General features: G+C 72.9%; 21 protein-coding genes and 1 riboswitch. Of the genes, 9 read left to right on the top strand and 12 right to left on the bottom strand.

Going from position 1 to position 22,725, the window contains the following annotated elements; all coding sequences use genetic code 11:
- Positions 1-7: 7 nt before the first annotated feature.
- The 4 genes from pknB to thiO all read right to left on the bottom strand — a co-directional run bounded on the left by pknB (position 8) and on the right by thiO (position 4,264).
- Positions 8-1,936 carry a Stk1 family PASTA domain-containing Ser/Thr kinase gene (gene pknB, locus ACK8N7_RS27905; RefSeq protein ID WP_500444443.1) on the bottom strand — a complete coding sequence of 643 codons (1,929 nt, stop codon included), beginning with the start codon at positions 1,934-1,936 and terminating at the stop codon, positions 8-10.
- Positions 1,937-2,040: 104 nt separating this feature from the next.
- On the bottom strand, positions 2,041-2,781 hold the full coding sequence (locus ACK8N7_RS27910; RefSeq protein ID WP_388262071.1) for a thiazole synthase: 741 nt from the start codon (positions 2,779-2,781) through the stop codon (positions 2,041-2,043).
- A 56-nt stretch (positions 2,782-2,837) separates the two neighbouring features.
- Positions 2,838-3,059: a sulfur carrier protein ThiS gene (gene thiS / locus ACK8N7_RS27915; protein WP_500444444.1), complete on the bottom strand. Its 222-nt coding sequence runs from the start codon at positions 3,057-3,059 to the stop codon at positions 2,838-2,840.
- Complete coding sequence (thiO, locus tag ACK8N7_RS27920; RefSeq protein WP_403208866.1) at positions 3,056-4,264, bottom strand: glycine oxidase ThiO; 1,209 nt, start codon at positions 4,262-4,264, stop codon at positions 3,056-3,058. The genes thiS and thiO overlap by 4 nt, the downstream gene beginning before the upstream one ends.
- Positions 4,262-4,374, bottom strand: a riboswitch (TPP riboswitch). Its footprint overlaps the gene before it by 3 nt.
- Positions 4,375-4,426: 52 nt before the next feature.
- On the opposite strand from thiO, the gene ACK8N7_RS27925 reads away from it, so the two are divergent.
- The 6 genes from ACK8N7_RS27925 to ACK8N7_RS27950 all read left to right on the top strand — a co-directional run bounded on the left by ACK8N7_RS27925 (position 4,427) and on the right by ACK8N7_RS27950 (position 9,242).
- A complete protein-coding gene (locus tag ACK8N7_RS27925) occupies positions 4,427-4,768 on the top strand; it encodes an avidin-fold protein (protein ID WP_403208868.1) in 342 nt (113 codons plus the stop codon).
- A 29-nt stretch (positions 4,769-4,797) separates the two neighbouring features.
- On the top strand, positions 4,798-6,042 hold the full coding sequence (locus tag ACK8N7_RS27930; RefSeq protein ID WP_403208870.1) for an NAD(P)/FAD-dependent oxidoreductase: 1,245 nt from the start codon (positions 4,798-4,800) through the stop codon (positions 6,040-6,042).
- 79 nt (positions 6,043-6,121) lie between these two features.
- Positions 6,122-6,487 (top strand): Rv2175c family DNA-binding protein, encoded by a 366-nt coding sequence (locus ACK8N7_RS27935; protein ID WP_403208872.1) that lies wholly within the window; start codon positions 6,122-6,124, stop codon positions 6,485-6,487.
- A gap of 79 nt (positions 6,488-6,566) precedes the next feature.
- A complete protein-coding gene (gene thiE, locus ACK8N7_RS27940; protein WP_403208874.1) occupies positions 6,567-7,217 on the top strand; it encodes a thiamine phosphate synthase in 651 nt (216 codons plus the stop codon).
- A 123-nt stretch (positions 7,218-7,340) separates the two neighbouring features.
- Positions 7,341-8,258: a methylenetetrahydrofolate reductase [NAD(P)H] gene (gene metF / locus ACK8N7_RS27945; protein ID WP_015608017.1), complete on the top strand. Its 918-nt coding sequence runs from the start codon at positions 7,341-7,343 to the stop codon at positions 8,256-8,258.
- Between the two features lie 48 nt (positions 8,259-8,306).
- Complete coding sequence (locus tag ACK8N7_RS27950; protein WP_500444445.1) at positions 8,307-9,242, top strand: SCO2102 family sporulation regulator; 936 nt, start codon at positions 8,307-8,309, stop codon at positions 9,240-9,242.
- A 27-nt stretch (positions 9,243-9,269) separates the two neighbouring features.
- Here the strand turns inward: ACK8N7_RS27950 and ACK8N7_RS27955 are convergent, their stop codons facing one another.
- The 5 genes from ACK8N7_RS27955 to ACK8N7_RS27975 form a co-directional block, all read right to left on the bottom strand.
- A complete protein-coding gene (locus tag ACK8N7_RS27955) occupies positions 9,270-10,772 on the bottom strand; it encodes a phytoene desaturase family protein (RefSeq protein WP_500444446.1) in 1,503 nt (500 codons plus the stop codon).
- Positions 10,773-10,803: 31 nt separating this feature from the next.
- The gene (locus tag ACK8N7_RS27960) at positions 10,804-11,421 is read right to left on the bottom strand and encodes a DUF4126 domain-containing protein (protein WP_500444447.1); all 618 of its coding nucleotides are present in this window, start codon (positions 11,419-11,421) and stop codon (positions 10,804-10,806) included.
- Positions 11,422-11,788: 367 nt separating this feature from the next.
- Positions 11,789-12,400: a TetR/AcrR family transcriptional regulator gene (locus ACK8N7_RS27965; RefSeq protein ID WP_403208882.1), complete on the bottom strand. Its 612-nt coding sequence runs from the start codon at positions 12,398-12,400 to the stop codon at positions 11,789-11,791.
- Between the two features lie 29 nt (positions 12,401-12,429).
- On the bottom strand, positions 12,430-14,517 hold the full coding sequence (locus tag ACK8N7_RS27970) for a YhgE/Pip family protein (protein ID WP_500444448.1): 2,088 nt from the start codon (positions 14,515-14,517) through the stop codon (positions 12,430-12,432).
- Positions 14,489-15,280: an ATP-binding cassette domain-containing protein gene (locus tag ACK8N7_RS27975; protein ID WP_403208886.1), complete on the bottom strand. Its 792-nt coding sequence runs from the start codon at positions 15,278-15,280 to the stop codon at positions 14,489-14,491. The genes ACK8N7_RS27970 and ACK8N7_RS27975 overlap by 29 nt, the downstream gene beginning before the upstream one ends.
- 196 nt (positions 15,281-15,476) lie before the next feature.
- On the opposite strand from ACK8N7_RS27975, the gene ACK8N7_RS27980 reads away from it, so the two are divergent.
- The 3 genes from ACK8N7_RS27980 to ACK8N7_RS27990 all read left to right on the top strand — a co-directional run bounded on the left by ACK8N7_RS27980 (position 15,477) and on the right by ACK8N7_RS27990 (position 17,594).
- Positions 15,477-16,004 carry an SAV_6107 family HEPN domain-containing protein gene (locus ACK8N7_RS27980; protein WP_500444449.1) on the top strand — a complete coding sequence of 176 codons (528 nt, stop codon included), beginning with the start codon at positions 15,477-15,479 and terminating at the stop codon, positions 16,002-16,004.
- 124 nt (positions 16,005-16,128) lie between these two features.
- Positions 16,129-16,887, top strand: coding sequence for a class I SAM-dependent methyltransferase (locus ACK8N7_RS27985; protein WP_403208888.1), 759 nt, complete (start codon positions 16,129-16,131; stop codon positions 16,885-16,887).
- 302 nt (positions 16,888-17,189) lie between these two features.
- The gene (locus tag ACK8N7_RS27990; RefSeq protein WP_403208890.1) at positions 17,190-17,594 is read left to right on the top strand and encodes an SCO2097 family morphological protein; all 405 of its coding nucleotides are present in this window, start codon (positions 17,190-17,192) and stop codon (positions 17,592-17,594) included.
- Between the two features lie 197 nt (positions 17,595-17,791).
- Here ACK8N7_RS27990 and ACK8N7_RS27995 read toward each other — a convergent pair whose 3' ends face one another.
- From ACK8N7_RS27995 to ACK8N7_RS28005, 3 genes are read right to left on the bottom strand one after another with little or no spacing between them, the layout of a single operon-like run.
- Entirely contained in the window at positions 17,792-20,212 is a 2,421-nt protein-coding gene (locus ACK8N7_RS27995; RefSeq protein ID WP_500444450.1) for a transglutaminase TgpA family protein, read from the bottom strand.
- A complete protein-coding gene (locus ACK8N7_RS28000) occupies positions 20,209-21,588 on the bottom strand; it encodes a DUF58 domain-containing protein (RefSeq protein ID WP_403208894.1) in 1,380 nt (459 codons plus the stop codon). The genes ACK8N7_RS27995 and ACK8N7_RS28000 overlap by 4 nt, the downstream gene beginning before the upstream one ends.
- Positions 21,588-22,652, bottom strand: a complete 1,065-nt coding sequence (locus tag ACK8N7_RS28005; RefSeq protein ID WP_403208896.1) for an AAA family ATPase — start codon at positions 22,650-22,652, stop codon at positions 21,588-21,590. The genes ACK8N7_RS28000 and ACK8N7_RS28005 overlap by 1 nt, the downstream gene beginning before the upstream one ends.
- Between the last annotated feature and the right edge of the window lie 73 nt (positions 22,653-22,725).

Below are 22,725 nucleotides of genomic sequence, written 5' to 3' on the forward strand. Positions count from 1 at the left end.
TGTCGTCCTAGAACCCCTTGGTCCTGATGGTGACGGTGGAGCCCTCGGGGGCCTGCTCGCCGCCCTCCACGGACTGGCTCGCGATCGTGTTGCTGAAGGAGAGGAACGGCCGGTCGACCTTCACCTCGAAGCCCGCCTCCTCCAGGGTGGTCCTGGCCTCGTCGACATCCCGGCCGGTGACGTCGGGGACGTCCAGCATCCGGGGACCCTTGGAGACGGTCAGCTCGATCGTGTCACCCTCCGCCGCCTCGGCGCCCGCGCCCGGGGACTGCTGGGCGATGTCCCCGGCCGCCTCGGAGGAGTTGACCCGGCCGGGCAGCACCTCGACCTTCAGCCCCTCCCCTTCCAGCTCCGCGGTGGCGTCCTCGGCCGAGAGGCCGGTGACGTCCGGGACGTCGATGGGGCTGCCCTTGCTGACGACCAGGGCCACGGCCGTGTCGGGGTTCCGGTCGGTGCCCGCGCGGGGCTCCGTACGGATCACCTCGCCACGCGCCACGTCCTCGCTGAACTCCCTGGTCACCATGCCGGGGGCCAGGCCCACCTTCTTCAGGGAGCGCCGGGCGTCCGCGAGGGAGGCCCCCGCGACATCCGGGACCCGGACGATCTCCGGGCCGCGCGAGACGACCAGCTTCACCGAGCCGTTGCCCCGGATCCGGTCGCCGGACGCGGGGTCGCTGCCGACCACCGAGCCCCGCTCGACGGTGTCGCTGAAGACCCGCTCCACGCCCTTCAGCCCGAGCCCCTCGGCCGCGAGCCGCTGCTCCGCCACCTTCTGGGTCTGGCCGAGCAGCGAGGGGACCTGGGTGAACTGGCCGGAGTTGATGTACCAGACGCCCGCCCCGACGCCGAGGGTGAGGAGTACGGCGGTGATCACCGCGATCAGCCTGCGGTGCGGCCCGCCGAACGGGCCGCGCCGGCCGGCCCGGCGCCGGGGCCCGGAGACCGGCGGCGGAACCTCCAGGCGGCTGGTTCGGTGCACGCCGCCCCCGTCGCCGTCCGCCGGAAGGGCCCGGGGGATCACGCTCGTACGGTCCTGCGCGCCGTCGTGCGTGTCCGACAGCGCCTGCGGCGGTACGGCGTCCAGCTCGGCCCCGGTCAGCCCGGCGCGGGCCTCCCGGGCCTCGGCCAGCAGCAGCACCGCGTCGTGCGGGCGCACCTCGGGACTGCGGGCCGTCGCGCTCGCCACCAGGCTGTCCAGCGCGACCGGGAGCCCCGGCACGACGGCGGACGGGGCCGGGACGTCGGTGTTGAGGTGCTGGTAGATGACCTGGGCGGCGTTCTCACCGGTGTGCGGCTTGGCGCCGGTCAGCATCTCGTACAGCACGACCCCGCAGGCGTACACATCACTGCGGGTGTCGGCCGTGCCGTGCTCGATCTGCTCGGGCGCCAGATACGACACCGTGCCCAGCAGCGAACCCGTGGTGTCGGTGGCCGTGCCGACCGCCCTGACCAGGCCGAAGTCGGCGACCTTGACCCGGCCGTCGTCCCCTATCAGGACGTTCTCCGGCTTCATGTCGCGGTGCACGAACCCCGCCCGGTGCGCGGCGCCGAGCGCGGCGAGGACCGGCTCCAGGATGTCCAGGGCCGCCCGGGGCTGGAGGGCGCCTCGCTCGCGCAGCACGTCACGCAGGGTGCAGCCCGCCACGTACTCCATCGCGAGGTAGACGTACGCGCCCTGGGCGCCCTGGTCGAAGACCGCGACGACGTTGGGGTGGGCGAGCCGGGCCACCGACTTGGCCTCGCGGATGAACCGCTCGACGAAGGCCGCGTCGACGGCGAGCGCCGGGTGCATCACCTTGAGGGCGAGCACCCGGTCCAGGCGGGTGTCCACGGCCCGGTAGACCGTGGCCATCCCGCCGACGGCGATGCGCGCCTCAATGCGATACCGGCCGTCGAGCAGCTGCCCGACGAGAGGGTCCTGGAGGGTCGTGTCCACCCCGAGAGTCTACGAGCCGCCACCGACACCCCGGACGGGTCGGTCCGGACCCGGGGCAGTTCTACAACCGATCCGTGACACGGGACACGCCCCAGGCGGGGGCGTCAGAACGCCGGGCGCTCCGGGTCGAGCGCCGCCCGCCCGTCCACCGGCGACGAGGCCTCGGCGAAATGGCGGCGCGGAATGCGGCCCGCCCGGTACGCGAGGCGCCCGCCGTCCACCGCGTGCCGCATCGCGGCGGCCATCAGCTCCGGCTCCTGGGCCCGGGTCACCGCTGAGGCGAGCATCACAGCCGCGCACCCCAGCTCCATCGCCAGCGCCGCGTCCGACGCGGTCCCGGCCCCCGCGTCCAGGATCACCGGCACCCCCGCCCGTTCCACGATCAGCTCGAAGTTGTGCGGGTTGCGGATGCCGAGCCCGGAGCCGATGGGGGAGCCGAGCGGCATGACCGCCGCGCACCCCACGTCCTCCAGCTTCCGGGCCAGGACCGGGTCGTCGTTGGTGTACGGCAGCACGGTGAAACCGTCGTCGACCAGGATCTCGGCCGCGTCCAGCAACTCGATCGGGTCCGGCAGCAGCGTCCGCTCGTCGGCCACCACCTCCAGCTTGACCCAGTCGGTGCCGAGCGCCTCCCGGGCCAGCCGCGCGGTCAGCACCGCCTCGCCGGCCGTGAAGCAGCCCGCCGTGTTCGGCAGCACCTGGATGGAGAGCCGCTCCAGCACGGAGAGGACCGATCCCTGCACGGTCGGGTCGAGCCGGCGCATGGCGACGGTGGTCAGTTCGGTCCCGGAGGCGATCAGAGACCGCTCCAGCACCTCCAGGCTCGGCGCCCCGCCGGTGCCCATGATCAGCCGGGAGCCGAAGGTGGCGGGCCCCAGGGTGAAGACGTCGTCGGACACGGTCAGCCTCCCTGCACGGCGGTCAGGACCTCGACGCGGTCGCCCTCGCCGAGCGTGGTGGCGGCCCACCGGCCGCGCGGCACGACGCACTCGTTGACGGCGGCGGCGACCCCGGAGGGCGCGGTGGTCAGGACGGCGACGAGCCGGTCCAGCGCGGTGCCCGCGTCGAGGGTGCGAGGCTCCCCGTTGACCGTCACGGATACGGGCGGGTTCGACGTGCTCATACGGGCTGCTCCTGGAGTACGGGGGCGGCGACGGCGGACGTGAACCGGCCCGGGGCGAAGGGGCGGGCCACCTCGGGCAGCTCGCCGGTGGTCAGCGCGTGCGCCATCGCGTCGCCCGTGACGGGCGTCAGCAGGACGCCGTTGCGGTGGTGGCCGGTGGCGAGGAGGAGACCGGGCAGGGCGGTCGGGCCGAGCAGCGGGGCGTTGTCGGGGGAGGCGGGGCGCAGACCGGCCCGGGTCTCGGTGAGCGGCAGCTCGGTGATGCCGGGCACCAGTTCGTGGGCGTCGCGCAGCAGCTCGTACACCCCGCCGGCGGTGACCGTCGTGTCCCAGCCCATCTCCTCGCTGGTGGCGCCGACGACCAGCTCGCCGTTCTCCCGCGGTACGAGATAGATGTGGCCGCCCCGGACCACGGCGCGCACGGTCCGGCTGAGGAAGGGGGCGTACGCCCGGGGCACGGTCAGCCGCAGGACCTGGCCCTTGACCGGGCGGACCGGCGGTACGACCTCCTCCGGCACCCCCGCGAGCCGCCCGCTGAGGCTGCCCGCCGCCAGCACGACCTGGTCGGCCCCGGCCTCCGTACCGTCGCCGAGCACCGCCCCGGCCGCCCGGCCCCCGCTGACGGTGAGCCGCTCGGCGGCCGCCCTGCGGAACACCACCCCCGCCCGCTCGCAGGCGGCCAGCAGCGCTGCGGCGAGCCGGCGCGGATCCACCTGGTGATCGCCGTCGACCCGCAGCCCGCCCCGCACACCCGGCGCCAGCATCGGCTCCAGACGGCGGCACTCACGGCCGCTCAGCCAGACCGACTCCAGGCCCGATCGCTCCTGGAGGGCGTGCAGCTCCCGCAGATGGGCCCGGTCGTCGGAGTCCATGGCGACGGCCAGCGTGCCGCAGGTACGGAAGCCGGTCTCCCGGCCGCTCGCCTCCTCCAGCTCCGCGACGAACTCCGGATAGCGGGCAGCGGAGGCGAGGTTGAGGCCGAGCAGCATCTCCTCGCCGTAGTGCAGTTCGGTGACGGCGGCCAGCATGCCCGCCGCTACCTGGGCGGCGCCGCCGCCCGGATCGGGATCGGCCACGGTGACGGTCAGCCCGCGCTGGGCCGCCCGCCAGGCGGTGACCAGCCCGATGATGCCGCCCCCGATGACAAGGACATCGGATCCTGAGTCTCCCCCCGGGATTCCGGAGGTGTTCCCCGAGACGCGCATGGGTGTCCAGCCCCTCCCTTCGCCGGCATGACCCGGATCAGGTTCGTACGGTCGGAGGCGCTCCAGCCTCCCTCTCAGCCCGGTGCGTCCGGGCTCCCGCGAGTGTTCTACCTTGGCCACCCTAAACCCACCCGCCTTTCGCCCAGCAAGGAAGCAGCCACCGTGGCCCGTTCGCTCGACGGACTCGTCCTCTCGCCCGTCGCCGACCAGGCCCCGGGCCAGGTCGGCACCCGTACCCGCTTCACTTACCACGAGCAGGACGGCACGATCTGGGCCGAGTACGCGGGCGGTGACGTGGTCCGCGGCCATCTCGTCGGCACCCGCGAGGGGGACGTGCTCGACTTCCGCTATGTCCAGCTCAAACAGGACGGAACGACCTCTTCCGGCCACTGCCGCTCCACCGTCACCGACCTCGCGGACGGCCGGGTGCGGCTGGAGGAGCGCTGGGAGTGGGAGTCCCAGGAGGGCAGCGGGACGAGCGTGGTGGAGGAAGTTGCCGCCTGATGTGCAGTCAGATCAATAGACTGGTACACGTGAGCGAGCAGACGGAACACCACGCGGCGCGGCAGCGCACACGGAACGTCGTGATCGTCGGAGCGGGCATGGCGGGCGTACAGACCGCCGTCGCCCTGCGGGAAGCCGGCTTCACCGGCCCCGTCACGCTGATCGGCGCCGAACCCCACCAGCCCTACGACCGGCCGCCGCTGTCCAAGGCGGTGCTGCTCGGCAAGGCCGAGGACTCCGCCTTCGACGTCGACTTCGAGGCGCTGGACATCACGCTCCGCCTCGGGCTGGACGTCACCGCCCTGCGCGCCGCCGACCACGTCCTCGACACGGTGGACGGACCCGTCCCCTACGACGTCCTGGTCCTCGCGACCGGCGCGGAGCCCATCGCCCTGCCCGGCACCGAAGGCGTCCCCGGAGTCCACCTGCTGCGCACCCTGGACGACGCCGCCCGGCTGCGGCCCGTCCTGGAGCAGCAGCACGACGTGGTCGTCGTCGGGGCGGGGTGGATCGGCGCCGAGTTCGCCACCGCCGCCCGCGCCGCCGGCTGCGCGGTCACCGTCGTCGAGGCCGCCGCCCGCCCGCTGGCCGGCACCCTGCCCGCCGAGGTCGCCGCCCCGATGGCCGACTGGTACGCGGAGAGCGGCGCCGAACTCCTCACCGACGCCCGGGTCGAGCGCGTCGAGGAGTCCGCGGTGATCCTCGCGGACGGCCGCGCGCTGCCCGCCGGAGCCGTGGTCGTCGGCATCGGCGCCCGCCCCGCCACCGGCTGGCTCGCCGGCTCCGGGATCGGACGCGGCCCGGACGGCTCGGTCACCGCCGACAGCGCCCTGCGCACCTCCCTGCCCGATGTGTACGCGGTCGGGGACTGCGCCTCCTTCCCCTCCGCCCGCTACGGCGAGCGCCTGCTGATCCACCACTGGGACAACGCGCTCCAGGGCCCGCGCACCGCGGCCGCCGCGATCCTCGCCGACGACAGCGGTGAGCCGCTCCCGGTCCACGACCCCGTCCCGTACTTCTGGTCCGAGCAGTTCGGCCGCTTCGTGCAGTACGCCGGCCACCACGCCCACGCCGACACCCTGCTGTGGCGCGGCGACGGCGCCGAGGCCACCTGGTCGGTGTGCTGGCTGAAGGCCGGGGCACTGGTCGCCGTCCTCGCGGTGGGCCGCCCGCGCGACCTCGCCCAGGGCCGCAAACTCATCGAATCCGGGGCCGTCCTCGACCCCGACCGGGTCGCCGACCCCGCCGTACCTCTGAAGTCCACGGCCCTGTGACGGCCGTGACACCCCGGGACGACCCCCGTACGGTCGGCCCGGGTACCGACTGCCGGTCCGGGATGGCACGCTTGTCCTCGTGACCGAGATTGACGCAAAGACCGATGCTCTCGTACCTGCCTGGCTCCACCTCCCCGACATCGCGGAGAAGCTCGATATCGAGGTGACGCGTGTACGGCAGCTGGTCAGGGATGGCCAGCTCATCGCCGTACGCCGGGGTGAGAAGCGGACGCTTCAGGTGCCTGCCGCCTTCATCGACGGCGACAAGGTGGTCAAGGGCCTCTCCGGGACCCTGAGCCTCCTGAGGGACGACGGCTATTCCGACGAAGAGATGCTGGAGTGGCTCTTCACTCCCGACCCGACCCTGCCCGGCACCCCCGCGCAGGCGCTGAGCGAGAATCGCGGTACGGAGGTGAAGCGCCGGGCCCAGGCGCTCGCCGTCTGACCGATACGACAGGAAGCGGCGTACGGGCCCCGCGCGCAGCGCGGCCCGTGCCCCGCCACGACCACGGGGGAGCTCCACCATGCCCACGCCTCGCGAGCAGCTGTCCGACGCCCGGCTCTACCTGTGCACGGACGCCCGTAAGAGGCAGGGGGACCTCCCCGCCTTCCTGGACGCGGTGCTGGCCGCCGGGGTCGACATCGTCCAGCTCCGGGACAAGGGCATGGAGGCCGCCGAGGAGCTGGACCACCTCGCGGTCCTCGCCGACGCCTGCCGGCGCCACGGCAAGCTCCTCGCGGTCAACGACCGGGCCGACGTCGCCCACGCCATCGGCGCCGACGTCCTGCACCTGGGCCAGGGCGACCTGCCCGTCCCCGCCGCCCGCGCGGTCATCGGAACCGACCGGCTGATCGGCCGCTCCACGCACGCCGAGTCCGAGGTCGACGACGCCGTCGCCCAGGAGGGCGTGGACTACTTCTGCACCGGCCCCTGCTGGCCCACCCCCACCAAGCCCGGCCGCCACGCCCCCGGCCTCGGCCTCGTGCGGTACGCGGCCTCCCTGGCACAGCCCCGCCCCTGGTTCGCGATCGGCGGCATCGACGCGGGGAACCTGGACGAGGTGCTGGAGGCCGGCGCCCGCCGGATCGTCGTCGTCCGGGCGATCACCGCGGCGGACGACCCGGCGGCCGCCACCGCCGAGCTGGCGAAGCGGGTCCGCGCGCACGCGCTCTGAGCAGCGCTTTCGCGGCTGGCTTCGGGCCCCGCCGTCCCAAGGGGTGGACGGTAAACCGGCAAAACGAGACAATATCGGCCGCTCTGGTTGGGGGAGTGTCCACGCCCTGGTTAACCTCCCCATATGGCCCTAGGGACACCTTCCACCAGGACGGACCACGCACGCACCGTGCGTGACCTGCTCGCGACCGGAAAGACCTCGTACTCCTTCGAGTTCTGGGCGCCCAAGACCGAGAAGGGCGAGCGCAATCTCTGGAACGCGCTGCGCCGGATCGAGGCGGTGCGCCCGAGCTTCGTCTCGGTGACGTACGGGGCCGGTGGCTCCACCCGGGCCGGGACGGTGCGGGCGACCCAGCAGATCGCCGCCGACTCCACGCTCACCCCGGTCGCCCACCTCACCGCGGTCAGCCACTCGGTCGCCGAGCTGCGCAACATGATCGGCCAGTACGCCGACGCCGGGATCAGGAACATCCTCGCGGTCCGCGGCGACCCGCCCGGCGACCCGCTGGCGGAGTGGGTCGAGCACCCGCAGGGCGTGAAGTACGCGGCCGACCTCGTCCGCCTCATCAAGGAGTCCGGCGACTTCTGCGTCGGCGTCGCCGCGTTCCCCGAGATGCACCCGCGCTCCTCCGACTGGGAGACGGACATCGGCCACTTCGTGGACAAGTGCCGGGCCGGGGCGGACTACGCGATCACCCAGATGTTCTTCCGCCCGGAGGACTACCTCCGGATGCGTGACCGGGTCGTCGCCGCCGGTTGCGAAACGCCGGTGATTCCCGAGGTCATGCCGCTCACGAGTGTGAAACAACTGGAAAGATTTTCCCAGCTCAGCAACGCGACCGTGCCTGAGCCGCTGAAAGAGCGGATCCTCGCGGTCAAGGACGATCCGGCCGCTGTACGCTCCATCGGTATCGAGTTCGCAACGGAGTTCTGCGCGAAACTGCTGTCCGAGGGTGTGCCCGGGCTGCACTTCATCACGCTCAACAACTCGACGGCAACGCTCGAAATCTACGAGAATCTCGGACTGCACAAGCAGTCGTGACCGGCCGTACCCGCCCCCGAGCGGCTGCGGCCGCAGGAGGGGGCGGGCGTGGGCTGGACGGTCCTCTACATCGCATTCGGCTTGGTGGCACTGTGGCTGCTGGGTGAGGTACTGCTGCAGTACAAGGCGCGACTGCGCTGGCGGCTCCTCGCCTTCGGCGGCTTCCTCGGCGTGGTCATGGGGGTCCTGCTCGCCTCCGTCCCGGTCATCGTCGTCGGAACCCTCGCCTTCGCCACCGGCCAGACCTATGTGACGCTCTCCTTCCGGCGCGGCTTCTCCACCGGCTGGGCCATAGGCGGCAGCCCGGGCGAGAGCCGCCGCCGTCGTGGCGGCGGTGAGCGTGCGGCCGCCAAGGAGCCCACGCTGGAGGTCTCCGGCCTGGAGGTCTCGGACCCCGCCGCCGATGACGGTTTCGACTCCTTCGGCCACAACGCGGCTCCGGCCACCGCCTCCGACGCCCCCGCCTCCGTGTACGAGCCGCAGCCGCTGCCCGACGACACCGGCCAGTACGGCGTGTACAGCGACTCCGGTTACGCGGCGAACGGCCCCGGCCAGGACCAGCAGCAGTACGGGGCGGACCCCGCGGCCCAGCCGCAGTTCGCCGCGTACGACCCGTACTCCGGCTACGACCAGCAGCAGGGCCAGGACAGCTACACGGGGCCGTACGACTACGGGACCGGCCAGCAGAGCTACGCCGCCTACTCCGACCCGTACATCGGCACCACCAACGGGACGCCCCCCTACGCCGGTTACGACGCCTACGGCAACGCCAACGGCTACGACAGCCAGGGCGGCCAGCAGAGTTACGCCGACCCCTACGCGCAGAGCTACGGCACGGACGCGTACACCACGGACACCCCGCCCGGGGGCGTCTGGGTCCCGCAGCAGCGCGACGCCGAGCAGTACCCCCCGATGCCGCCCGAGCAGCCCGCTCCGTACGGCAACGGCTACGACACCGGGCAGAACGAGCAGTACCGCTACTGACGGCCGGTACCGCTACCGACGACGGGCCTACCGCGAGCCGCGGAAGCCGTCGCCCTCCACCACGAGCCCGGCCACCAGCGTCCCCGACATCCCGGCGTGCGCGAGCCCGCCGCCCGGGTGCGACCAGCCGCCCGCCAGATAGAGCCCCGGCAGCCGCGTGAGGTTGCCGGGGTGCAGATACGCGCCCTGCGCACCGGCCAGCGCGGGCGGCGGCACCGCACCACCCTCGGCCCCCGTCTCCGCCTCGGTCTCCGCGGGCGTGCGGACCTCCGTGTGCAGGATCCGCTCCCGCAGTCCGGGAGCGGCCGCACCAGCCCGCTCGACCAGGGCGTCGGCGAACCGCTGCCGCACCGCCGGGTCCGTCCACTCCACCGGGCCCTGCGGCGCCACCGTCGCCGTCAGCGTCACCGCCTCGTGCGCCTCGTCCGGGCGGGTCGCGGGGTCGTCGGGGCGCAGCACCGTCACCGTGGGGTGCGCGGCGACCCGGCCCCCGAACACCGCCTCCTGCTCCGCCGCCCCGTCGGCGCTGTGCACCACGGTCCGGTGCACAGCGTCCGCCTCCCGGGCCCCGCGCAGCGACAGCAGCACCACGAACCGTCCCGGCACCGAGCCCGCCCGGACCGTCACATCGTCCGCGCCCCACACCTGCCGGCCCGGCACCAGACCGGCGTGCGGCCGCACCCCCAGCACCACCCGGTCGGCCTCGGCCACCTCACCGCCGGTCAGCTCCACCCCCGCCGCCCGGCCGTCCTTCTCCACGACCCGGACCACCTCGGCCCCGAAGACGAACTCCACCCTCCGGGCCACGCACCGCTCGTACACCGCCCGGGCCAGCTCCCGCATCCCGCCCAGCACGTACCAGCTGCCGAAGGTCTGCTCCATGTACGGCAGCAGCGCGGCGCTCGCGGGGGCGGTGCGCGGATCGAGGCCGTACGACAGCGCGTACCCGTCGAGCAGGGCGGCGAGCCGGGCGTCCGCCAGCTCCCGGGCGCCGATCTCCGCCACGGTGGCCGCCTGCCGGGTGCGCAGCAACCGGCGCTGCTTCAGGGCGGGATAGGGGTCGCGGCCCAGCACCTGGTGGTCCGCCCGCAGCGGCTCCTCCAGCAGCGGCCGCCGCGACCGGTCCCAGGCGTCCCGGGCCCGCTCCAGGAACCCGGTCCAGCGCTCCCCGGCGCCGGCCCCGAGTGCCGTGTCCAGGGCGGAAGCCACCCCGGCCCGGGAGGCGTTGGGCAGGGACACCGCCGTGCCGTCCGCGAAGAGGTGGCGGCCGGCCGGGTCGACCTGGGTCAGCGTGACGCACTGCTCCAGGGACTCCTTGCCGGTCTTGACGAAGAGGTCCCGCTGGACGGCGGGCAGATGCAGCAGCCCGGGCCCGGTGTCGAAGACGAAGCCCTCGCGCTCATGGCGGCCGACCGAGCCGCCGTAGCTCGCGGACCGCTCGTACACCGTCACCTTGTTGCCCGCGACGGCGAGCCGGGCGGCCGCCGCCATGGCGCCCGTCCCGGCGCCGATCACCGCAATTCGTGCCATGCCGGTGACTTTATCGACCCCCACCGACAGCTCAGCCGGGAGGCCAGGGCCCAGCCGATTCCGCCAGGTGTCTCTCCTCGCGGCGCTGGGCCCGGCGGCGCAGGAAGCGGCGGATCCGCGAGGCCAGGAAGACCACGAGGACGATCCCGAGGACCAGCAGCACGGCGGCGATGACGGCGGCCGCCACCGGATTGAATATGGCGAACGTGACGACTCCGGCGACCCCGAGGTCCTCGGCGATGCTCATCCCGATGTTGCTGAACGGCTCCGGGGACGTGTTGACCGCCATCCTCGTGCCGGCCTTCACCAGATGGCTCATCAGCGCTGTCGACCCGCCGATCGCACCGGCCGCCAGCTCCGGCAGCGAACCGCTCTCCCCGGCGAGCAGCGCGGCGATCACCGCCCCGGCCACCGGCCGGATCACGGTGTGCACGGTGTCCCAGACGGAGTCCACGTACGGGATCTTGTCGGCCACCACCTCGCAGAGGAAGAGCACACCGGCCACGATCAGGACGTCGGTGCGCTGCAGCGTGGCGGGCACCTCGTCGGAGACGCCGGTCGCGCCGAAGACGCCGAGCAACAGGACCACCGCATAGGCGTTGATCCCGCTCGCCCAGCCACTTGTGAACACCAGAGGGATTACGGACACGCAGGAGATCGTAACGACCCGCCCCACGGCCCGTGTGGGCCCGGGCACGCAGCCCTGAGTACCCGTACCTAGGAGACGAGATGAGTAGCTGCGCGGATAGGCCTGGACCTGCGGGGACGGAAGAGTGGTGACCACGGAAGGGGCGCGGCGCCCGGACCGCCGACACGGGGCGGCGGAACGGCGCGGCCCCTGACGGAACGGGGGTGCACGACGTCAGGACCCGGGGGCCACGGGGGATATACGGGGTCACGGGGAACGGGGCCGACGGATGCACGGAAGACGCCGGTCCGGTGAAGTTCGCGGGGGGATGCGAACTCCAGCGGCCGGCGTCTTCGTGTTTTTCCGGTCTCCCGGGGCACCACGGCTCTCAGCGCCCGCTGACCCTCCCGTGCAGCAGCAGGGACAGCGCCGAGTGGACCTCGTCGATCGACCGCTCCGGCTGGAACGCCTGCCAGTCCAGCGCCGCCACCAGCACCATCCCGACCAGGGCGGCCGCCGTCAGCGGGATGTCGATCTCCTCGCTCAGCTCACCGCTGCGCACCGCCTCCCGCAGCACGTCCTCCACCACCGCGACGGCCTCCTGCCGCACCACCAGCAGCGTGGACTGCCACGCGCGGTTGGTGCGCCACAGCTCGGCCACGTACAGCTGGGTGAAGGCCGGGTAGCGGTCGATGAAGGCGAGGCCGGCCCGGATCATCGCGTCCAGCGCCTCGACCCGGGTGCCGCCACGCTCCTCGGACTCCTCGGCAGCGGCCCGCAGCGATGCGGTCAGGAGCCCGACGCCGTGCCGGAGCAGCTCCTCGAACAGCTCGGTCTTGCTCTTGAAGTTGTAATAGACCGTGCCCTTGGCGACCCCGGCCCGCTCGGCGATCTCGTCGACGGTGGTCGCCGAGAAGCCCTTCTCGGCGATGAGAGTCACCGCCGCCTCGTAGAGCCTCTGCCGGGTGGCCTGGCGGCGCGTGGTGCCACTGCTTTCCATGAGGCCGATTCTCCCAGCTTCCGGCGCGCTCACAGGCTCAGCTCCGGGTGCAGCCGGCTCAGGCTCCACACCTGCTTGCGGCGGGCGGTGAACGCGGTCAGGGCGAGGGCGCCGACGGTGAAGGCGCCCAGCACCGCGCAGCCCAGCCAGACCGGCCCCAGGGGGCCGCCGGTGATGAGCCTGCGCAGCCCCTCGACGACGTACGTCATGGGCAGGTACGGGTGGATCGCGCCGAAGAAGCCGGGGCTGGTCTGGACGGGGTACGTGCCCCCGGCCGAGGTCAGCTGGAGCATCAGCACGACCAGCACCAGGATGCGTCCCGCCGCGCCGAAGCAGGCGTTCAGCCACTGCACGATCGCGCCGAAGCAGCAGGTCACCAGGGCGAGGAAGACGATCGTCCCGGCGGAGCGCTCCATCTCCAGCCCCAGGCCCCAGTGCAGGACGGCCATCAGGGCGCCGACCTGGAGGATGCCGATGGCGGCGACCGGGAGCCAGCCCGCGAAGGCGATCCGCCAGGCTGATGCCCCCGTGGAGAGGGCCCGCCTGTTGAGCGGCTGGATGATCATGTACGCCACCATCGCGCCGACCCAGAGGGAGAGCGGGATGAAGTACGGAGCGAAACCGGTGCCGTAGTTGGGCGCCGCGTGAAGAGACTTGGAGGCCAGTTTCACCGGGTCGGCCATGACGTCGGTCCGCGCGTCGCGGTCCTTCTTGTCGTAGTCCGGAATCCTGTCGACGCCGTCGTTGAGGCCCTGGGCCAGCTCGGCCGAGCCGTCGCCGAGCCGGAACAGCCCGCCGTCCAGGTTCTCGGCGCCCGTCTTGAGCTTGCCGACGCCGGTGTCCAGGTCGGCGGAGCCGGTGCGGGCGCTGCCGAGGCCGGCGTGCAGGTCCTTCGCGCCCGCGGCGACCTTGTGGGCGCCGGTGTTGAGGGCGTTGACGTCCTTGACGGCCTTCTCCAGGTCGTCGTCCAGGGCCGGCGCGCGCTTCGCCAGCGTCTCGGCCTGCTTCTGGAAGGCGGCCAGATGGGTGCTGAGCTTCTTCAGGTCGCCGTTCTGGTTGGTGACCAGGGTGTTCACATCGGCGGCGATCTTCGCGACATCGACGGCCGTGTCCTTGGCGCGCTCCAGCGGCGGGCAGACCTTGGCGTCGGGCTCCTCGGCCTCCTCGCACTGGGTGCGGTGGATCTCGTTGAGGTCGTCGGCCGCCTTCTTGGACTCGGCCGCGGCGGTGGGCGCGCTCTTCACGAGCACGTCGAGGTTGTTCCGTACGGCCTGCGAGGTGTCGGCGACCAGCCGGGCGGTGTCCCCGATGGACTTCCCGTTGTCCTTGAAGAAGGGGCGGGCGTCACCGGCGATCTTGTTGACCTTGTCGGCCAGTGCCTGGGTGCCGTCGGCCACCCGGCCGGTGCCGGAGGCGACTTCGCCCGCACCGGTGTTCAGCTTGCCGAGCCCGTCGGAGAGCCGCTTGCTGCCCGCCTTGGAGTCCTTGAGACCGTCCGCGAGCTCCTTGGAGCCCTTCTTCGCCTTCGATATGCCGCCCTTGAGGTCGTCGGCCCCCTTGGCCGCGTCGGCGGTCTTGTCGTGCAGATCGGAGAAGTTGATGAAGATGCGGTCCAGGAAGCCCCGCGAGGCGTTCGTGGAGGCCGCGTTGCGCACCTCGCCGAAGACCGTCTTGGAGATCTGCCCGACGATGTAGTTGTTGGCGTCGTTCGTCCGCACCTGGAGCGCGCCCGTCTCGGGGGAGTCCCCGCCGCTGGACGCGATCTTCTTGCTGAAGTCGGTCGGCATCGTCAGCGAGAGGTAGTACGTCCCGTCCTCGACGCCCTTGTCCGCTTCCGCGGAGCTCACCTCATGCCACGCGAACACCTTGGAGTCGAGCAGCTTGTCGCTGATCTCGTCGCCCGCGTCGACGCGCTTGCCGTCGTTGGTGGCGCCCTTGTCGTTGTTGACCAGGGCGACGGGCAGCTTGTCGAGATTCCCGTACGGGTCCCAGAACGAGAACAGGTACAGGGCGCCGTAGAGCAGCGGCAGGAGCAGCAGGGCGACCAGCGCGGCGGCCGGCAGCTTCCCCCTGCGGAACCGCCGCAGCTCAAGCGCGGCCAGCTTCGGCGAACGCATCGGCAGTCTCCTCTTCGGTGGTGGGTGCGGTCGGGGCGTCTTCGGCGGCGGGCGTGGTGCGGACGACCTGGGCGTCCTCGGGGGCCTCGCTGCACACGGCCAGCACGGTGGTGCCGGCATCGGCGATGGACCGCAGCAGCGTCCAGGTGTCGGCGCGTTCGGCGGGGGAGAGCTTGAGGTCGGCGTCGTCCAGGGCGAGCAGCCTCGGGGTGCCGATCAGGGCCAGGGCGACGGAGAGCCGCAGCGCTTCGAGCCGCTCCAGATCGCGTACGGAGGTCCGCTCGGCCTTGGGCAGGGTCGCGGGGTCGAGCCCCGCGGCTTCGAGCGCCGCGTCGATCCGGGCCCGGGCGGTGGCCCTGCGTTCGGAGCGCGGGCGCAGCAGGGTGCGCAGGGAGGCCCCGTAGCGGCCCTGGAGCAGCGCCCGTTCGCGCAGGTGCTCGGCGACGGTGAAGGCGGGGTCCAGCTCGCTGACGCCGGGGACCGGGCCGAGGGCGGCGATCCTGCGCACGGCGGCCGCCTTGCGGGGCAGTTCGAGACCGCAGGCCCGGGCGCTGCCCTCGGTCGCACGCATACGACCGGTCAGAGCGAGCAGAAGGCAGGTACGTCCGGAGCCGGACGGCCCCTCGACGGCGACGAGCGACCCCGGCGGAGCGCTGAACCCCACGTGGCGGAAGGCCCAGCCGCGCGGCCCCTTGAGTCCGAAGTCCTCGGCGCCGAGTCCGAATTGCTCGGCGTCGGCTGCGGCGTCGTGCGGGCTCTCCACAGACCCTCCCCTGATCTTGTGCGTGGTCCTGCTGCGGCATTCTTTTGAACTGACTGGTCAGTGCAAAAAGTTAGCCGGAACTCGCGCTCGAAGCAAAACAGCAGGTCAGGGAGGGTTTCTGACCGATTGTCAGTGGGGGGCGCCACCATGGACACATACGGCCACGGAGCCGTCACACGACGACAGGAGGTTCGTCATGGCCAGCTCGTCCGCAGCCGCCGCCCCGCGGCGCCGCGCAGGCAGCCCTGCCCCCTCACTGACCGGTCCCGCCGACGATGTGCACCCCGTGCTGCGCCGCACCACGGCACCGCCCGCCGCCCTCGACCTGCTCGCCAAGGCCCGCAGCGGTCTGGACGAGGCCGCCGTGCTCCACGAACCGAACGAGCGCTACGCCACCGCCCACCTCGCGGCCCTGCGCACGGCGGCCGCCGTCCTGGCCGCCCGTGGCCGCCCCGAGACGAACAAGCGCAACCGCGAACGCATCCGGAGCGCCTGGGAGGTCCTCCCGGAGATAGCCCCCGAGCTGACCGACTGGAGCGACCTCTTCGCCTCCGGGGCCTCCCGCCGGGCCCGCGCGGAGGCGGGCATGCCCGGCGCGGCCAGCAGCCGGGACGCGGACGATCTGCTGCGCGACGCGGCCCAGTTCCTGCGTCTGGTGGAGCGGCTGCTGGTGCTCCAGCCGGTGCTCCCGCAGCCGAGGCCGGGGAGGTCCGCCGCAGGATGAGACGGGCGGTGCCGGATGACCGGGACGGCGGTGCGAGGCAATAGGGTGGTGGACGCTCACATCACCACCTGCACTGTTCACGCTCCGCCGTCCCAGGCGGCACCGTGCCGAGGAGTCATCTGCCGTGTCGGACCAGCTGCGCCCCCGCGCCTCCCTCCGTACCGCCGTGGTCTGGGAGGTCCTGAAGGACGCTCTGGACCGTCAGGTCAAGGCGGCCGGCCGGGATGCCCTGGATGTTCTGGACACCGGTGGCGGCACCGGCAACTTCGCGGTGCCCGCCGCCCGGCTCGGCCACCGGGTCACCGTCGTCGACCCCAGCCCCAACGCGCTCTTCGCGCTGGAGCGCCGCGCCGCCGAGGCCGGGGTCGCCGACCGCGTCCGGGGCGTCCAGGGCGACATCCTCGGGCTCTTCGACGTCGTGGAGCGCGGCGGCTTCGACGCGGTGCTCTGCCACGGCGTCCTGGAGTACGTCGACGAGCCCGCCGAGGGCGTACGGAACGCGGTGGCCGCCCTGCGCCCCTCCGGCGCCCTCAGCCTGCTGGCGGCGGGCCTGGGCGGGGCCGTCCTGGCCCGCGCGCTGGCCGGCCACTTCACCGAGGCCCGGCACGCGCTCGCCGACCCGGCGGGCCGCTGGGGCGAAGGCGACCCGGTGCCCCGCCGCTTCACCGCCGAGCAGCTCTCGGATCTCGTCTCCGGAGCCGGTCTGGAGGTCGGCGCCGTGCACGGCGTGCGGGTCTTCGCCGACCTCGTGCCGGGCGTCCTGGTCGACACCGAGCCCGGCGCCATGGACGCCCTCCTCAAGCTCGAAGCCGCCGTCGCCGAGCTGCCCGCCTTCCACTCCGTCGCGACCCAGCTGCACGTCCTGGGCGAGAAGCGCCCCTGAACCGGCTGCGCGGACCGGCCCCCGGGAGCCCCCGCGAGGGCCGGTACGGGGCTGATCAGCAACGAAGCTGTGCACGGAGTGGGACTCGGGACCCCCGTAGCGGGCGTGAGCCCCGTATGATCGGGTCACACCATCCGGCATGACGGATCGGTCGTCGGGGAATCTACGCCTCAGCAGCCGAGCCGACATAGCGGTCCGGACTGGCTGAACGCTAGAGGGCGGGTTTCACGGGGGCGAATCCCTGCCTATCCTGGAAGGGCCGCATACCGGTCGCCCCCGCGGCCGACGACGAGGAGGACTCCGTGCCGCTCTCGGAGCACGAGCAGCGAATGCTCGAGCAGATGGAGCGAGCGCTGTACGCCGAAGATCCCAAGTTCGCGACAGCGCTTGAGGGAAGCGGGCTGCGTACGTACACCCGACGACGGGTCTACCAGGCGGTCGCTGGCTTTCTGGTGGGTATCGCGCTCCTCATGGCCGGAATGGTCGCCCAGCAGATCTGGATCAGCGTGGTGGGGTTCCTCGTCATGCTCGGCTGTGCCGTGCTCGCGGTCACCGGATGGCGCAAAGCGCCGAAGCCCGGTGAACAACAGCAGGCCACCGCAGACAGCGGGGACAGCGGCTCGCGCCGCCGACCGAGACAACGCCGGTCGATGATGAACCGCATCGAGCAACGGTGGCAGCGCCGCCGCGACGAACAGGGCCAGTAAAGAACTCTCGGCCCGGCTCCGGCGCTCATGGCGGGGCAGGCCGTGCTCGACACGACGTAGGACACTGATGGGTGAGGGGCGGCCGCTTTTCTGCGGCCGCCCCTCAGCCGTTGCCCCCACGGAAAACCGTTGCTCCCATGAAATCTCTGTGACGGGCTGAGGGAGGGTCCCGCACGGGACCCTCCCTCAGCCCGTCCTCAGCCGTGCTGGCGCGACAGCCTGCGCAGCCGGGCCGCCCAGCGGCCGCGTCCCGGACGGTCCGTCCACCGCTCTACGAGCGCCGCCCACCGGTCCGAGACCGCCCACGCCACCCGGACGGCCGAGCGGGGTGCCAGCTTCGCCCTCAACCGTGCGCCCCGGCCGGCCGAGGCCTCCAGCCCTGCCCGCACCGTCAGCGCGTCCTCGGTCAGACCGGCCGCGGGGCGCGGCTCGGGGGCGTACAGCACCTGTTCCACCGCGCCCGCGATCCGGTGCACGGCCTCGCCCGCGGTGATGTCGAGCCCGCCCTGACGCACGATCCGGGCCGCCGCCTTCCGGGGCGTCAGCGACTCGTCCGGCGCGATGCCGTAGTCCCAGGCGCAGTCGGTGATCTCCTGCCAGGCGGCCAGGGCCCTGGCCGCCGCGTCCGCGGGCGTACGCCCCCCGGAACCGAGCCGCCGGTTTCTCGCCCGGATCCGCCAGAGCAGCGGCAGCAGAGGCAGCAGCAGGACCAGGAGAGCCCCGAGAACCACCAGCAGGACCGTGCCCGCCGGAGTGCCCTTGTCGGTCGGAGACACCGGGCCGGGCGCGGCGGAGAGGCCGCACTCACCCTGTCGGCGCATCTGCGGCGAGCAGCTTTCCGGGGCGGACGGGACCGCGGACGGCGCCGCGGAGGCCCCGGCCGACGGCTGCGCCGGATCGCTCGCACCGCCCGTGGGGGTCTCCGGCAGGGTGTACTCCGGGGTCGATCCCCGGCTCGGGGTGGGCTCGAACCGGGTCCACCCGATGCCCTCGAAGTACAGCTCGGGCCAGGCATGAGCGTCGCGCAGCCCGACCGAGTACGAGCCGTCCGCCTGGAGGGTGCCCGGGGTGAAGCCCACCGCGACCCGGGACGGGATGTCCAGGGTCCGGGCCATCGCGGCCATCGCGAACGAGAAGTGGATGCAGAACCCCTCCTTGTCACGGAGGAACCGCGCTATGGCCGAGGAGCCCGTCCCCGAGCTGACCGAGGTGTCGTACGTGAAGCCGCCCTCGGAGGCGAACCAGCTCTGGAGCTTCACGGCCTGCTCGTAGGCGTTGGCCGAGCCCTCCGTGACCTCCTCGGCCGTCTCGGCCACCACACCCGGCAGCGAGCTGGGGACCTGGGTGTACTCGCTCAGCAGCTTCTGCGGCGGCGGTCCGGCCGCCGCCAGCTGCTCCGCGGTCGGCTCGACGATCAGGCTGGAGGCCTCGTACTGCGCGCCCCCGGTGTTCTGTCCGTTGTCGCCGACGAGCGTGCGGCCCTCCGGCTCGTACCGCCAGCGGCCGTCGATCGCCACCTCGCTCGCCGGGTAGGGGAGCGGCAGATAGCTCTGCTGGTAGGAGGGCGAGGAGGAGATGTTCGTCCGGATCTCGGTCACGGCGACGTCCCGGCCGAGACCGGTGGGCTGCGGGAGGCGGTTCGGGACATCCGTCAGACGGCGGGTCGAGGAGCGCCACTCGCTGCCGTTGAACTCGTCCAGGGCCAGGATCCGCAGATAGAGGTTCCGCGGGTCCTGCGCGTTGGTGCGATACGTCATCACCTCCCGGTTCTCCGGCTGGTTGAGGTTGTCCTTCAACGACACCAGCGGGTTCACCGCGGAGATGGTGCCCCCTCCGCTGCCCTTGCCGTTCCCCCCGCCCCTGCCGCCCAGCAGACCGCTGTCCAGGGCGGGCAGGGCCAGCGGGACCACCAGGGCGATGCCCAGCGCGAGCACACCGATGCGCCGACCGGTGCGGACCGGTGCGGCCGCTCCGCCACCGCGGCCGGACAGGCCGTCCGACAGACCTCCCGGGGAGCGGTTTGCGCCGCCGAAGACGCGCCCCCACTGGGAGAGCCGGTCGCGGCCCTCGGCCAGCAGGAGCAGCAGGTAGCCGGAGGCCGCCAGCAGGAACCAGAGCCAGCCCGCTCCGCCGTCACCGAGTCCGGCGGCGACCGAGTACAGCGCGAGCAGCGGCAGTCCGGCCGGGGCCGCGCTGCGGAAGGTCACCGCGAGGGCGTCCACCGCCAGCCCGATCAGCACCACCCCGCCGACCACCATCAGCCGGATGCCGTCCGTCATCGGGGCCGGAATGGCGTACGTACCGATGTCCTCGCCGCCCGCCACCAGCAGCTCACCGAGCCGGACGACGGCCTGCGGGCCCGGGACCACGCCGAACAGGGCCTGGTCCCGGGCGAAGACCAGGGTCAGCAACAGCAGGGTCACCAGCATCTGGGAGGCGATCGCCAGCGACCGGGCCAGCGGAACCCGGCGGGCGAGCGCGCCCACCCCGCCCTGGACCCCGAGCAGCAGCGCCGCCTGCAGCAGCCAGCCCGCCCCCTCCACCAGCGGGAGCAGGGCCCCCGACGCCAGGAGTGTCGCCGCAAAGGCGCACAGCGCCAGCCGGGCCCGCCCGCTCATGACCATCCCCCCGGGAAACCTGTCGAACCGCCGTTCCCGGCGGACTGCGTGTCGGCACGCATCTGCCCCGCCAGCTGCCACAGCGCGGGCAGATCGGCCCCGGGCGCCACCGGCACCACGACCCAGCCGGCCTCGCGCAGCTGCCGCAGCCGCTTCTCGGCCGGGGCGGCCGGGACCGCCGAGGGCTCCACACCGCCGGACCAGCGGGCGCTGTCCAGGACGAAGGCGACCGCCGCGCCGGCGCGCTGCCGCATCCGGGACGCGACCGAGGTCTGCTCCTCGTCGAGATCGCCGAAGAACGCGATCAGCAGTCCTTCGTTGCTGCCGCGCAGCACGTCATGGGCGCGCGAGAGCCCGCCGCCGTCGGAGTGGCCGACGACGGCGAGGGTGTCGAGCATCAGGCCCGCGGAGTCCGCGGACTCCTGCGTCGAACCCGCGAAGCCGTCGGTCCCGTCCCCGGGCACCGCGTTCCCGTCGTCCGTGAGCAGCCGTACGGCGAAGCCCCGCTCCAGCATGTGCACCAGGGCGGAGGCCGCCCCCGAGACCGCCCACTCGAAGGCCGAGTCGGGCCCCGCACCCGCGTAGCCGACCTGCCGGGTGTCCAGCAGCACCGTGCACCTGGCCCGCTGCGGCTGTTCCTCGCGGCGGACCATCAGCTCGCCGTAGCGCGCGGTGGAGCGCCAGTGGACCCGGCGCAGGTCGTCGCCGTGCCGGTAACCGCGCGGAATGATGTCGTCCTCACCGGCGAGGGCGAGCGAGCGCTGGCGCCCGTCGCCGTACCCCGAGGCCTCGCCCGCGAGCCGCAGCGCGGGCAGCGGAACCGTACGCGGAATGACGACGAGGGTGTCGTACGCGCTGAAGGAACGGGTCAGCTCGCACATCCCGAACGGGTCGCTGAGGCGCAGCTGCAGCGGACCCAGCGGGTAGCGGCCGCGCAGGTCGGAACGGACCCGGTAGGACACCTCGCGCCGGCCGCCCGCCTCCACCCGGTCCAGCACGAACCGGGGCCGGGGCCCCAGCACGTACGGCACGCGGTCCTGGAGCATCAGCAGCCCCGTGGGAAGCCGGGACACGTTGTCCATCCGCAGGTGCACCCGGGCCTCCGAGCCCGCGGGCACCCGGGACGGCGAGAGCCGCCGGGTCCCCGTCACCCGGTAGCGGGTGCGGTAGAGCACGATCACGCACACCAGGGGCAGCACGGCCAGCAGCAGCCCGACGCGCAGCAGGTCGGCCTGGCCCAGGACGTAGGCGCAGACGGCGGCGGCCACCCCGGCGGCGAGGAAGGACCGCCCCCGGGTGGTGAGACCGCCCAGGGCCGCCCGCAGGCCGCCCTTGCTGGAGCCGTCCTGCACGGCGCCGGGCTCGCCGGCCGCCATCACAGCCGCCGGGGGCCGGGCTGCTGCTGGCCGTAGAGCGGGCGGCCCGGCTCGTGCGCGCCCTGGACCGGGGGCACGGTGCCGCCGCGCACGGCGCCGGGCTCGGTCGGGACCGGGGTGCGCTGGATGATCTCCAGCACCACCTGCTCCGCGGTGCGGCGGTTCAGCTGTGCCTGCGCGGTGGGCAGCAGCCGGTGCGAGAGCACGGCGGTGGCCAGCGACTGCACGTCGTCCGGCAGGGCGTAGTCCCGGCCGCTGAGGGCCGCCGACGCCTTCGCGGCGCGCAGCAGGTGCAGCGTCGCGCGCGGCGAGGCCCCGAGTCTGAGATCGGGATGGCTGCGGGTGGCCCCGACCAGCTCCACCGCGTACCGGCGGACGGCGTCGGCGACGTGCACCGAACGGACCGCGTCGATCAGCTTCACGATGTCGTGGGCGTGCGCAACCGGCTGGAGGTCGTCCAGCGGGGAGGCGCCCCCGTGCACATCGAGCATCTGCAGCTCGGCCTCCGGGCTGGGATAGCCGATGGAGACCCGGGCCATGAAGCGGTCGCGCTGGGCCTCGGGCAGCGGGTAGGTGCCCTCCATCTCCACCGGGTTCTGGGTGGCCACCACCATGAAGGGGTCGGGCAGCTCGTACGTCTGTCCGTCGATGGTGACCTGGCGCTCCTCCATCGACTCCAGCAGCGCCGACTGCGTCTTCGGCGAGGCGCGGTTGATCTCGTCGCCGATCACGATCTGGGCGAAGATCGCGCCGGGCTTGAACTCGAAGTCGCGCCGCTGCTGGTCGAAGATCGACACACCGGTGATGTCGGAGGGCAGCAGGTCCGGCGTGAACTGGATGCGGCGCACCGAACAGTCGATGGACCGCGCCAGCGCCTTGGCCAGCATCGTCTTACCGACCCCGGGGACATCCTCGATGAGGAGATGTCCCTCCGCGAGCAGCACGGTCAGCGAAAGCCGTACGACCTCAGGCTTGCCCTCGATCACACCCTCCACCGACCTGCGCACCCGCTCCGCTGTGGTGGTCAGATCTGTGAGGCTCGCTCGATCGTCATAGGTCGTCACCCGGCCCTCCTCGGCCCTTTTTGCGCATGGACCGGCGTACGTACCCGCCCGGCCCACCCCGAAATACGGACAC

The sequence above is a fragment of the Streptomyces griseobrunneus genome (assembly GCF_046713465.1).
Lineage (GTDB): Bacteria > Actinomycetota > Actinomycetes > Streptomycetales > Streptomycetaceae > Streptomyces > Streptomyces microflavus.

Coding starts and splice junctions, on each gene's coding strand:
- ACK8N7_RS27980 (WP_500444449.1), top strand. CDS start 15,477: ATGGCCAGCTCGTCCGCAGCCGCCGCCCCGCGGCGCCGCGCAGGCAGC.
- ACK8N7_RS27955 (WP_500444446.1), bottom strand. CDS start 10,772: ATGGCACGAATTGCGGTGATCGGCGCCGGGACGGGCGCCATGGCGGCG.
- thiO (WP_403208866.1), bottom strand. CDS start 4,264: ATGCGCGTCTCGGGGAACACCTCCGGAATCCCGGGGGGAGACTCAGGA.
- ACK8N7_RS28000 (WP_403208894.1), bottom strand. CDS start 21,588: ATGGCGGCCGGCGAGCCCGGCGCCGTGCAGGACGGCTCCAGCAAGGGC.
- ACK8N7_RS27970 (WP_500444448.1), bottom strand. CDS start 14,517: ATGCGTTCGCCGAAGCTGGCCGCGCTTGAGCTGCGGCGGTTCCGCAGG.
- ACK8N7_RS27995 (WP_500444450.1), bottom strand. CDS start 20,212: ATGAGCGGGCGGGCCCGGCTGGCGCTGTGCGCCTTTGCGGCGACACTC.
- ACK8N7_RS27965 (WP_403208882.1), bottom strand. CDS start 12,400: ATGGAAAGCAGTGGCACCACGCGCCGCCAGGCCACCCGGCAGAGGCTC.
- thiS (WP_500444444.1), bottom strand. CDS start 3,059: ATGAGCACGTCGAACCCGCCCGTATCCGTGACGGTCAACGGGGAGCCT.
- ACK8N7_RS27910 (WP_388262071.1), bottom strand. CDS start 2,781: ATGGGCACCGGCGGGGCGCCGAGCCTGGAGGTGCTGGAGCGGTCTCTG.
- thiE (WP_403208874.1), top strand. CDS start 6,567: ATGCCCACGCCTCGCGAGCAGCTGTCCGACGCCCGGCTCTACCTGTGC.
- metF (WP_015608017.1), top strand. CDS start 7,341: ATGGCCCTAGGGACACCTTCCACCAGGACGGACCACGCACGCACCGTG.